Source organism: Acidimicrobiales bacterium (assembly GCA_035316325.1).
Lineage (GTDB): Bacteria > Actinomycetota > Acidimicrobiia > Acidimicrobiales > VFJN01 > DASXTK01.
In genome coordinates, this window is sequence record DATHJB010000168.1 from 31515 (window position 1) to 42878 (window position 11364).

Genomic DNA, 11364 nt, shown 5'->3' on the forward strand with positions numbered 1-11364 from the left:
TCTGGATCAGGGGAGCGTGGCCAGATTCTGAACGTCGGGTGAACCCGCCCGCCGCAACACGATCGCCCCGGGGCGTACGACGATCCCACCGTTGAGTGGCCGTGGAGGCGCTCCGCGTTGCGTTCTCGTGACGGCTATGGGCGATCCTTGACGCTCGCGTCACGGCTGACCAGCATGTCGAAGTTGGGTTAGGCGGAGGAAGGCGCGGGGAGCATGGGGCATCGTATTGCCACCGTGAGTGGGCGCGTGGCGGGCGCGCTCGCCTTGGGTGCTGCCCTCGCGCTCGTCTGGGGAGGCACCGCGGGTGCCACCGATGGGGACGAGCCCTCGGAAGGGACGTTGCTGCCACCCGAGGGCGGCGTTTCGATCGTACCCACCGACCAGGCGCCGGATCAGCCGGTACCGGCGCCAATCTCGGACGATCCCCAAGAATCCTCGGGCCTGCTCGACCTCGGTGACGTCGGCGCCCTGGAAGCCGTCGGCTGGGCCTTGGCCGCCCTCGCCTCGCTGGCCGCGACGGGCATCGGCATCACCCGCCTCACCCGGATGCTCTACGTGTGGCGCTCGCCGGCCTCGCTGGCGGCGTCGGGCTTCGGGCCGGTGAACGGTCACACGTCCACCAGCTTCTCGCTGCTCGTCCCCACGTCCCGCCGCCACCCCGGCGACCTCGACGCCACCCTCGACGGGTTGGCCCGGCTCGACCACCCGTCCTACGAGGTGGTCGCGGTGGTGGCCTACGACGACATCGCCAACCGCTCCGTGGCGGCCGAGGCGGAGGCCTGCTACCCCGGTCGGGTCCGGGTGTTCGTCGACCGCAACCTGCGCCGCGGTCGGGCCGCCAGCCTCAACGCCGCGCTCGACGAGTGCCGTGGCGAGGTGGTCGGGGTGTTCCAGCCCGGCGACCAGGTGCACCCCCGCCTGCTGCGCCACGTCGACGCCTGTCTCGCCGACCCGGCGGTCGGGGCCGTGCAGGGCGGTGTCCGCCACGTCCTGCACGCCCGACGCTGGTTCGCGGCCCGCAGCGTGGTCGACCAGTACTTCTGGTCGCGCAGCCGGCTGCAGTTCCACGCCCACCAGCACTTCACCCCGCTGGAGCCGACCACGTCGTTCGTGCGGGGCCAGGTGCTCCGCGACGTGGGCGGCTGGGACGAGCGCGGCGTCGACGAGGCCCGCGAGCTGGGCGTCCGGCTGTCGGTGCTGGGCATCCCGGTGACCGCGGCCTACGACCCCGAGCTGGCGACCCGCACCGCGGCGCCCGCCACGCTGCGCGCCCTGCTCCGCCTGCACCACCAGCGCATCCGGGGCTACCTCCAGGTGCTCCGCAAGGGCGTGTGGCGCCGGCTGCCGACCCGGCGGCAGCGCCTGCAGGCCCGGGCGATGCTGGCCCGCCCGCTGGTGGAGGCGACGACCACCCTGGCCGTGGTGTCGGCGCTCGTCGGCGTTGTCGTCGCCGGCGCCTCCACCGCGGCCGTGGTGCTGGCGGTGCTCCCGGCGCTGCCGGTGCCGGTGGTCGTCGGCGCCGAGCTGGCGGGCCTCGCCGAGCTGGGCCGACTCGAGGGACACCGCGTGCGGGCCCGCGACCGGCTGCGGCTCGTGGTCTCCTTCCTGCCCTACGACCTGCTCGTCAGCCTGGCCGCTCTGGCCGCGCTGCCGGGCTTCCTCACGCGGGGCACGGACGCCCGACAGCCGTCCGTGCCCATCGCGCCCTCCCAGGACCGGCACTCCCGCCTCGACGGCCTGACCGCGGACGTCGTCGACCTCTCCGACCACCGCCCCCAACTCCGCGCCGTGGGCGACCCCCGGCGATGAGGGGTGGGGACTTGTGAGCGCCGCGACCACGCCGGCGTTCGCCCGGGACGGGCCGGGCTGGCGCTACCGGGTGGAGTCGCTGCCCGTGCGGCGCATCCAGGACTTCGCCATCGCCGCCACCGTCGTCGCCGCGGGGGCCGCGGTCCACGCGGTGCACCTGGCCGACGCCCCCGGCCGCACGACCGGCGAAGGCGTGCTGGTCGGCCGGGCCTGGCTGCTCGACGGCGGGCTCCGCACCCACGTCACCGACTGGTACGACCACCCGCCGCTCGGCTGGCTGCTGCTCGGCCTGTGGACGTCGCTGACCTCGGCCTTCGAGCGCGCCCCCACGGCGATCGGGGCGGGTCGGGAGCTGATGCTGGTGGCCTACGTGGCGTCCGCGGCGCTGCTGTGGATCCTGGGCCGGCGCCTCGGCCTGCGCCGCTGGGCCACCGCCGTCGCCCTGGTGGTGTTCGGCCTCGTGCCGCTGGCGGTCGAGCTGCACCGCCAGGTCACCCTCGACAACCTGGCCGTCCCCTGGCTGCTGGCGGCGTTCGCCCTGGCCAGCAACCCCCGGCGGCCGCTCGTCGCCTACGCCGGCAGCGGCGCCTGCCTGGCCGCCGCGGTGCTCACCCGGGAGACGGCCCTGCTGTTCCTGCCGCTGCTGGTGTGGCACCTGCGCCGCTCCAGCGTCCCCTCGACCCGGCGCTACGCGCTGGTGGTGAGCGGCACGCTGTTCGTGCTGGTGTGCGCCGCCTACCTGGTGCCGGTGGCGGCGTCGGGCGAGCTGGCCGCCACCCAGGACCACCCGGGCCTGCTCGACGGCATCGGCTACCGGCTCCGCCACCTGGGCGGCGACGAGGCGGCCGCGGGCCTCGTGGTGATGCTCCTGCCGGCGGCGGCGCTGGCCGTCGGGGGGCTGGCGCAGACCGCCTGGCACCGTCGCGGCGCCACCGACCGGCCCCACACCCCGCTCCTGGTCGTGGCGGCGGTGGCGGCGACCACGGTCGTCGCCTGGTGGGGCGTCGAGCACCGCCTGCTCGTCCCCGACGAGGCCCGCGCCGACGTCGAGCCCGTGGTGCAGGCCGAGGCGTGGGTGCACGCCAACCTGGCCGAGTCGCCCGTGCGCCTCGTGGTCGACGACGCCGTGTGGGTCGACCTGGTGGAGGCCGGCATCCCCGTCGAGCGGCTGACGGGCCACGAGGCGATCGCCCTCCCCGACGACGTCGGCCGCCCCCGACCGGGGGAGGGAGCCTGGGCCGACCACCAGGTGGTGCTGGTGACCCCGGCGCTGCGGGCCGCCGCGCCGCCGGACGTCCTGCAAGGTGCCGTGCCGCTGGCCACCTTCGGCTCGCACGACGACCGGGTGGAGCTGGTGCGCATCGGCGCCCCGCCCGGGGCCGTGCACGACGGGACCGCCGCCGCCGGCCAGGGCGCCGAGCTCGCCGACAACCCGTCGGTGCAGATGACGACCGAGGTCCGCCGCGTGCTGGTCGGGGGCCGGGTCGACCTGCGCCTCATGACCACGCTCGTCGCGCTGGGCACCGCCCGCCCCTACCAGGTCACCGCCTTCCCGGCCGACCCCGCCGAGGTCGAGGCCGGCGCACCGCGGCGGGTCGCCGAGCTGCGCTTCGCCACCCCCGGCGACGCCCTCCTCGCCGCCGACATCCTCCGCGTCCAGCAGCCGCCCTACCAGCCGGCCGACGTCGAGGTCATCGACGACGTCCAGGTCACGGTCACTTACGAGCCGGCACCGCTCGGCTGACAGAACGACAGGAGCAACGGAGACATGCGCAACAGCGTGAAGGACCATTCCGATCCAGGAGCACGGTGGCGCCGCGCGGCGCCGTTCGCCGTGCTCGCGGCGCTGGCCGCGGTCCTGACGGTCGTGACACCGGCCGGGGCGCAGGAGGCGAACGCCCACATCCGCCTGGCCCACTTCTCGCCCGACACACCGGAGATGGACGTCTACGTCGCCGGCTTCGACGGTGAGGAGACCCGGGTGCTCGAGGGTCTCGGCTACGGCGAGGTCTCCGACTACGCCGCGCTGCCGGCCGGCAGCTACACGTTCCTGCTCCGACCCATGGGCGCCCCGGCCGAGAGCGCGCCGGCCGTCACCGCCTCGGCCGACCTGGCCGAGAGCGCGGCCTACACGTTCGCAGCCATGGGCCCCAACGCCGAGCTCCAGAAGGCCCTGCTCACCGACGACATCGCCCCGCCGCCGGCCGGCAAGGCGAAGGTGCGCCTCATCCAGGCGTCGAGCACGGCGGGTGAGGTCGACGTCACCACGGTCGACGGGCCCGCGCTGGCCGAGGACCGGGCGTTCGCCACCGCCACGGGCTACGCGGCCATCGACGCCGGGGCGTACACGGTCCAGGTGTCCACCAGCAGCGGCACCGAGCTGGAGCGCCGCCTCACCCTCGACGCCGGCACCGTGAACACGCTGGCGGTGCTGGAGAACGCGGCGGGCGAGATCGAGCTCACCCGGGTGGTCGACGCCACCGGCACCGACGTGTCGTCGGACGGGCCGCTGGGAGCGCGCCAGGCCACGCCGCTGGGCGGGGTCGACACCGGCGGCGGCGGTCTCGCCGAGCTGGTCGTCGGCGACGCCGACACGCAGGGCAGCGGGTCGTCGATGCCGCTGGTGGCCGGGATCGGCGCGGCGCTGGCCGTGGCCCTGGCCGGAGCGATCCTGGTGAGCCGCCGGAGCGCGTGAGCCGCGCACGCGACCACGCTCCTCGCCATCGCGCGAGCGGCCGTGGACCGTCGTCGGCGGGGCGTCCGGCGACGGTCCCGGTCGACCGCTACGTCCCCCGGCACGCAGCCGGGGGACGAGGTCGTCGGCCCCGCCGGCGCGGCGGGCCGCCCGTGGCGCTGCTCCTCGCCGTGGCGGGGCTGCTGGTGGCGGGGGCAGTAGCCGGCGTGGCCGTGGTCGGGCAGTCCTCCGACCGCCGTCCGAGCGTCGAAGCCGTAGCCGGTGACGGGGCCATCGCCCTCCCCGAGGTCGAGCGGCCGGCCCGCCCGACCGGTGCCGGGGCGCCGGAGCTGGTGGTGCCGGCCCCGTCGCCGCCGGCGCGGGTGGTCATCCCGGGGATCGGCGTCGCTTCCGACCTGGAGGATCTGGCGATGGGCGACGACGGCAAGCTGCGCGCCCCGGTCGACTACCGCGTGGCGGGCTGGTTCGCCGCCGGGACCCAGCCCGGTCAGCCGGGGCCGGCGGTGATCGCCGGCCACGTCGACTCGCCGGACGGGCCGGCGGTGTTCGCCCGGCTCGCCGAGCTGGCCCCCGGCGACGAGGTGCTGGTCGACCGGGCCGACGGCAGCCAGGTGCGCTTCCGGGTGACCGGCGTGGAGAGCTACCCGAAGGAGCAGTTCCCGACCGCCGGCGTGTACGGTCCGGTGCCCGGCGCCGAGCTGCGCCTCGTCACCTGCGACGGGGCCTTCGACCGCTCGATCGGCCACTACCTCGACAACCTCGTGGTCTACGCGGTGGTCGACGGCACGCCGGTGCTGGGATGAACCCCCAAGGACCCGATGCCTGACCCGACCGCCGACGTCGTGGCGCTGTGGCGCCTGCAGCACGCCTACGCCGACATCGTGACCCGCCGCGCCTGGCCCGAGCTCCACGACCTGTTCCTGGCCACCACCACGGTCCTGGTCGACACGGTGACGGCGCCGGCCCGCACCTTCACCGGCCCCGACGAGCTGGGCGGCTTCATCGGGGCCGCCATCGAGCGCTACGACCACTTCGCCTTCGTGATCCTCAACGCCGTGGTCGACGTGGAGGGCGACGATCGCGACGCGGCCACCGGTCGCATCTTCATGACCGAGATCCGCCACGAGGCCGCGACGGACGACTGGCACCAGGCCTACGGCCTCTACCAGGACGACTACCAGCGGGTCGACGGTCGCTGGTGGTTCGCGGCGCGCCGCTACCGCTCGCTGGCCCGCACCGGCCCGGTCCCCGCCGTGCCCGGCCTCCCGTCCGACCTGCCTCCGGCGAGCCGGTAGGTTCGTCCGATGCAGCCCAAGAGCCGTCGGCGCCTCGACGCGGCCGTCCTCGCCGGTGGCGGCCTGCTGGTGGGCGCCGCGGGCCTGGCGGGTGCGGCGCTCGGCGACCAGGAGCGGATCGCGTCGCTGTGGGTGCTGGCCGACGTCGGCACCGACGGGCCGGCGCAGGTCACCGAGGTCGTCGACTACGACTTCGGGGCCCTCGCGGTCGACAAGCACGGCCTCCGCCGCATCGTGCCCGACCTCGACCCGAACGCACCGATCACGGTGGAGTCCGACACCGCGCCCGACGACCTGGCAGTGACCCGCGAGCCGGGGGGCACCCAGCTGCGGGTCGGCGACGCCGCCCGCACGGTGACCGGGCGGCACCGCTACCGCATCGGCTTCCCCCTGCCGGCGATGCTGCAGGGCGACGAGATCAACTGGAACGCGGTGGGCACCGAGTGGGAGGTCCCCATCGACGAGGCCGAGGTCCACCTCGTGTCCGACACCGAGTTGCTCGACGTGCGCTGCTTCGTCGGCGACGCCGGCTCCGAGACGTCCTGCGACGACGATCTGCAGGTCATCGCGCCGGGGCACGTCGCGGTGACGGTCGAGGACCTGAGCAAGGGCGAGGGCGTGTCGTTGGAAGCCCGCACCGGCAACCCGGTCGTCGGCCCGGTGGTCGCCCCGTCGCCGCCCACCGAGATGCCCGCCGAGCCGGGCACCGGCCTGCTGCCGCCCGCGGCCGCAGCTGCCGCCGCGGCGCTGGTGGCCGCGGTCCCCGCGAGGTGGTTGGTGCGCCGCGCCGGGCGCGAGCGCGTCGCGGTCGGCGGTGCGGCCGACGCGGCCTGGTCGTCGGCCAACCCGGTCGGCGAGGTGCGCGTCGACGCCGACGAGCTGGCGCAGATGGCGACCACCGAGTTCGCCCCGCCCGAGGACCTGAGCCCGTCGCACGGCGGCATCGTCCTCACCGAGACGGTCGCGCCCGAGCACAAGGTGGCGTGGCTCATCGACGCCGCCATCGACGGCGCCGTCGAGCTGGTGGAGGAGGACGGCCGGGCGGTCCGCCTCGTGCGCAAGGACGGCTCGACCGAGCACTCGGCGGTCCTCGACGTCGCCTTCGACGGGCGGGACGAGATCGACCTGGGCAGCTACGACCCCCAGTTCGCCGCGGCCTGGAGCCAGCTGGGGACGGAGCTGGAGCGGTGGCGCGACCAGTGCGGCCTCTGGGACGCCGCCGCCGACCGGCGGCGCGTCACGGCGCTCCTCCTCGGCATCGTCGGTGTGGTCGTCGGCGTGGTGGTCGCCGGTGTGGGCGCGGCGCTGGCCAACATGAACGGCAGCGGCTTCCTCGTGCCGGTGGCGCTGGGCGGCGTGATCGCGGGTGCCGGCCTGGCGACCGCGGTCACCGGATGGGAGCTGCGGGTGCGCACGCCCGCGGGCTCGGCGGCGTGGCTGCGGGTCGAGTCGTTCCGGCGGTTCCTGGCCGAGTCCGAGGCCTTCCACGCCGAGGAGGCGGCGAAGCGGGGCGTGCTCCGCGAGTACACCGCCTGGGCGGTGGCCACCGGCGAGGTCGACCGCTGGTCGCGTGCGGTGCAGACCTCCACCGCGATCCCCAGCAGCGCGGGCCTGTCCTACGTCTACCTGGCTCCGCTGCTGATGGCCTCCACGATGGCGACGGCGACGGCCCCCTCGTCGTCGGGCGGCGTTGGTGGTGGTGGCTCGGTCGGGGGCGGCGCCGGTGGCGGTGGCGGCGGCAGCTGGTGATCCGGGCTCAGGTCGGCGCGACCGGGCTGGCGACCGGCGAGAACCGCACCGGCATCGACTCGTAGCCGGAGATGAAGTTGGCGGCGCGGTAGCCGGGCTCGGCGGCGTCGACGAGCTCCAGGTCCGGTAGCCGGCGGAGCAGCTGCTCGAACATCACCTTCAGCTCCAGCCGGGCGAGGCTGTTGCCGAGGCAGAAGTGGGTGCCGAACCCGAAGGCGACGTGGTCGTTGGGCGCGCGCTCCACGTCGAACCGGAAGGGCTCGTCGAACACGTCCTCGTCCCGGTTCGCCGACGGGTAGAGCAGCAGCACGTTGTCGCCCTCGTGGATCTCCTGGTCGCCGAGCACCACGTCACGGGTGGCGGTGCGGTTCATGTTCTTGATCGGGCTGACCCAGCGCAGCATCTCCTCCACGCCCGTGGCCAGCCTGGCCGGGTCGGCCCGCAGCGCCTCCCACTGCGAGCGGTCGGACAGGAGCTGCCACGCTCCGCCGGAGATCACGTGCCGGGTGGTCTCGTCGCCGCCGATGAGGATCAGGAGCGACTCGTGCACCAGCGAGTCGTGGTCGAGCCGGTCGCCGTCGACCTCGGCGTGGCACAGCACGCTCATCAGGTCGTCCTGCGGCTCGGCCTTGCGGTCGGCGATGACGCGGGTGGCGTAGTCGCTGTAGCCGACGAACGCGTCGGCTGCGGCGCCCATGGTCGCCGGGTCGCCGGTCAGGCCGCTGAGCATCGCGTCGCTCCAGGCCAGCAGCTGCTCACGGTCCTCGGGGGCGACGCCGAGGTCGTTGCCGATCATGATCAGCGGCAGAGGAGCGGCGATGTCCCACACGAAGTCGCACTCGCCCTTGTCGGCCACCCGGTCGATGATCCCGTCGCACACCCGCCGCACCTCGTCCTCCCGCTCGCGCACGCGGCGGGGGGTGAACCCCCGATTGACGAGCTTGCGGCGCCGCACGTGCTCGGGGTCGTCCATGTCGATCATCATCGGGATCGCCATCGCGTCGGGCCGGATGCCCTGGGCGTTGGAGAAGGTGGCGGTGTCGGTGGAGATCGCCTTGAGGTCGGCGTAGCGGGTGATGCCCCAGGCCCGGCCGTCGAAGTAGACGGGGGCGTTGGCCCGCATCCAGGTCAGCGCCTCGTGCGGGTCGCGGCCCCAGAACTCGCCGGACACGAGGTCGATGTCGTCGCGGGTGGGGTGGTCGGCCACGGCGTCCTCCAGAACCTGACAGGCCGTCACATTCTGTCAGCCTCGGGCCGCCCCTACTCGGTGCGACGGCGCAGCGCCCCACCCCGGGAGTCGCGCAGGTGGGTGGCGCTGTCGACCAGGGCCACGTGGCTGAACGCCTGCGGGAAGTTGCCGAGCATCCGCCCCGCCACCGGGTCGTACTGCTCCGACAGCAGCCCCACGTCGTTGCGCAGCGCCAGCAGCCGCTCGAACAGCGCCGTCGCCTGCTCGACCCGCCCGGTCATCGCCAGGCAGTCGACCAGCCAGAACGTGCACAGCAGGAAGGCGCCCTCCTTCCCGCCCAGCCCGTCGACCTCCACCTTGGGCTCGTAGCGCCACACGAAGCCCGACTCGTCGGTCAGCTCGGTGGCGATGGCGTCGACGGTGGCCCGCACCCGGGGATCGCGGGGCGGCAGGAAGCCGGTCAGCGGGACCAGCAGCAGGCTGGCGTCGAGGTCGGTCGACCCGTACGACTGCACGAACGCGCCCCGCTCGTCGACGCCGTTGGCGCACACGTCGGCGTGGACCTCGTCGCGCAGCGCCCGCCAGCGGTCGGCCGGGCCGTCGAGCCCGAACGACTCCACCGACCGCACCGCCCGGTCGAAGGCCACCCAGGCCATCACCTTGGAGTGCGTGAACTGCCGGCGTGGGCCCCGCACCTCCCAGATGCCCTCGTCCGGGTCCTTCCAGGCGCCCTCGAGGTGGTCGAGCAGCGCCCGCTCCAGCTGCCAGGCGTCGTGCGACGCCGCCAGCCCGGCCCGGCGCCCCGAGTACAGGGCGTCGAGCACCTCGCCCCACACGTCGAGCTGCAGCTGCGACGAGGCGCCGTTGCCGATCCGCACGGGCCGCGACCCCTCGTAGCCGGGCAGCCACGGCAGCTCCTGCTCGTCGAGGCGACGCTCGCCCGCCGGCCCGTACATGATCTGCAGCGACGCCGGGTCGCCGGCCACGGCCCGCAGCAGCCAGTCACGCCACCGCTGGGCCTCCTCGGTGTAGCCGCACTCCAGCAGCGTGAGCAGGGTGAACGTGGCGTCGCGGAGCCAGCAGTTGCGGTAGTCCCAGTTGCGCCCGCCGCCGATCGACTCGGGGAGCGACGTGGTGGCGGCAGCCACGATGCCACCGGTCGGGTGATACGTCAGGCCCTTGAGCACCACCAGCGAGCTGCGCAGTGCGTCCTCCCACGGCCCCTTGTAGGTGCAGCGGTCGATCCACTCGTTCCACTGGTGCTCGGTGCGCGCCATGGCCTTGAACGGGTCGACGGCCTCGGGCATGGGGTGGTGCGACGGGTGCCACTGCAGCTCGAACGGCAACCGGTCGCCGGGGCCCACCGAGAAGTCGGCGACCGTGTGCTTGTTCTCGCCCCGCAGCGCCACGGGCGTGGTCAGCACGAGGGCGTCGGGCCCGGCGACGGCGTGCCAGCGGCCCTCGATGTTGCGCACCCAGGGGACGATCGAGCCGTAGTCGAAGCGGACGGTCAGGTCGAGGTGCATCGGCACGGTCCCGCTCCGGCCCTCGACGATGCGGATCAGGTTGGGCCGCTCGTCGCGCAGCGGCATGCCGTCGATCACGGCGACGGTGCCGTCGTCGGTCTCCCACACGGTCTCGAGCACCAGGCCGGCGCGGTAGCGGCGCGTGGTCTTGCGGATCTCGCCCGCCGGGCGGATCGACCAGCGGCCGTTCTCCTCGGTGCCGAGCAGCGCGGCGAAGCAGGCACCCGAGTCGAAGCGGGGGAGGGCCAGCCAGTCGACCGACCCCTCCTTCGACACCAGGGCGGCCGTCTCCGTGTCGCCGAGCAGCGCGTAGTCCTCGATGGGAGCAGGCACCCCGTGGTTCTACAGCCCGGGGAGGCGCCCCACGTGCAACGAGAACCGGGCGGTGAGCGCGTCGCCCGGGGGGACGAGGAAGCAGGTGCCGTCGACCAGGGCGTTCACGGGTGCGGTCATCGGCTCCAGGCACACGAAGTCGCTGCCCTCGGGGGCGAAGACCTGGGCGTACGGGTAGCCCTCGTCGAGGGTGAGCGTGACGCTCCGGCCCTCGCCGGTGAAGCCCAGCGCGGCCCCGTGGTCGCCCACCTCGTAGTGGTCGTCGAAGGTGCTGTCGCCCAGCGGCTCGTCCTCGGCCGGCTCGTCGTCGACGTCGCCGGTCGGCAGGTACCGGGCGTCGAGCTGCAGGTGGCGACGGGCCGGCAGCCGCAGGCGCGCGGTGCGGTGCAGGCGGAGGTAGGGGTGGTAGCCGAACGACACCGGAACCCGCCGGTCGCCGGTCGCCTCCAGGGTCGTCGCCAGCCCGAGCGTCGCGCCGTCGACGGTCACGTCGATCGTCAGCCGGTGGGGGAACGGGAACGACGCGAGCAGGTCGTCGTGGGCGGCGAAGTCGAAGGTCGCGGTCAGCCGCGCCGGCTCGTGCCGGACGACCTCCCACTCCGGCCGGTGCATCAGCGTGCCGTGGATCGGCAGCCCGTTCGGGTCGGTGGGCAGGTCGAGCCGCTCCAGGTCGACGACGACGCCGTCGACCGCGTACCGCCGGTCGCCCAGCCGGTTCGCCCACGGTGCCAGGAACGGCAGCCCTTCCGGTCCGAGGAGCTCCTCGCC

Annotated in this window: 9 protein-coding genes; 6 read left to right on the forward strand and 3 right to left on the reverse strand. The window is 74.5% G+C overall.

Going from position 1 to position 11364, the window contains the following annotated elements:
- Positions 1-234: 234 nt before the first annotated feature.
- The 6 genes from VK611_21940 to VK611_21965 all read left to right on the forward strand — a co-directional run bounded on the left by VK611_21940 (position 235) and on the right by VK611_21965 (position 7548).
- A complete protein-coding gene (locus tag VK611_21940; GenBank protein ID HMG44009.1) occupies positions 235-1809 on the forward strand; it encodes a glycosyltransferase family 2 protein in 1575 nt (524 codons plus the stop codon).
- A 13-nt stretch (positions 1810-1822) separates the two neighbouring features.
- The gene (locus tag VK611_21945; protein ID HMG44010.1) at positions 1823-3553 is read left to right on the forward strand and encodes a hypothetical protein; all 1731 of its coding nucleotides are present in this window, start codon (positions 1823-1825) and stop codon (positions 3551-3553) included.
- 24 nt (positions 3554-3577) lie between these two features.
- Positions 3578-4504 (forward strand): DUF4397 domain-containing protein, encoded by a 927-nt coding sequence (locus VK611_21950; protein HMG44011.1) that lies wholly within the window; start codon positions 3578-3580, stop codon positions 4502-4504.
- A 152-nt stretch (positions 4505-4656) separates the two neighbouring features.
- Positions 4657-5307 carry a class F sortase gene (locus VK611_21955; protein HMG44012.1) on the forward strand — a complete coding sequence of 217 codons (651 nt, stop codon included), beginning with the start codon at positions 4657-4659 and terminating at the stop codon, positions 5305-5307.
- Positions 5308-5322: 15 nt separating this feature from the next.
- Positions 5323-5799, forward strand: a complete 477-nt coding sequence (locus tag VK611_21960) for a nuclear transport factor 2 family protein (GenBank protein ID HMG44013.1) — start codon at positions 5323-5325, stop codon at positions 5797-5799.
- Between the two features lie 9 nt (positions 5800-5808).
- Positions 5809-7548, forward strand: coding sequence for a DUF2207 domain-containing protein (locus VK611_21965; protein HMG44014.1), 1740 nt, complete (start codon positions 5809-5811; stop codon positions 7546-7548).
- A gap of 7 nt (positions 7549-7555) precedes the next feature.
- On the opposite strand, the gene VK611_21970 is transcribed toward VK611_21965, so the two are convergent.
- From VK611_21970 to VK611_21980, 3 genes are all read right to left on the reverse strand, one after another.
- Positions 7556-8785 (reverse strand): cytochrome P450, encoded by a 1230-nt coding sequence (locus VK611_21970; GenBank protein ID HMG44015.1) that lies wholly within the window; start codon positions 8783-8785, stop codon positions 7556-7558.
- Positions 8786-8808: 23 nt separating this feature from the next.
- Positions 8809-10596: a glycoside hydrolase family 15 protein gene (locus VK611_21975; GenBank protein HMG44016.1), complete on the reverse strand. Its 1788-nt coding sequence runs from the start codon at positions 10594-10596 to the stop codon at positions 8809-8811.
- A 9-nt stretch (positions 10597-10605) separates the two neighbouring features.
- A partial coding sequence (locus tag VK611_21980) for an aldose 1-epimerase (protein HMG44017.1) occupies positions 10606-11364 on the reverse strand: 759 nt, incomplete at its 5' end.

Coding starts and splice junctions, on each gene's coding strand:
- VK611_21950 (HMG44011.1), top strand. CDS start 3,578: ATGCGCAACAGCGTGAAGGACCATTCCGATCCAGGAGCACGGTGGCGC.
- VK611_21960 (HMG44013.1), top strand. CDS start 5,323: ATGCCTGACCCGACCGCCGACGTCGTGGCGCTGTGGCGCCTGCAGCAC.
- VK611_21965 (HMG44014.1), top strand. CDS start 5,809: ATGCAGCCCAAGAGCCGTCGGCGCCTCGACGCGGCCGTCCTCGCCGGT.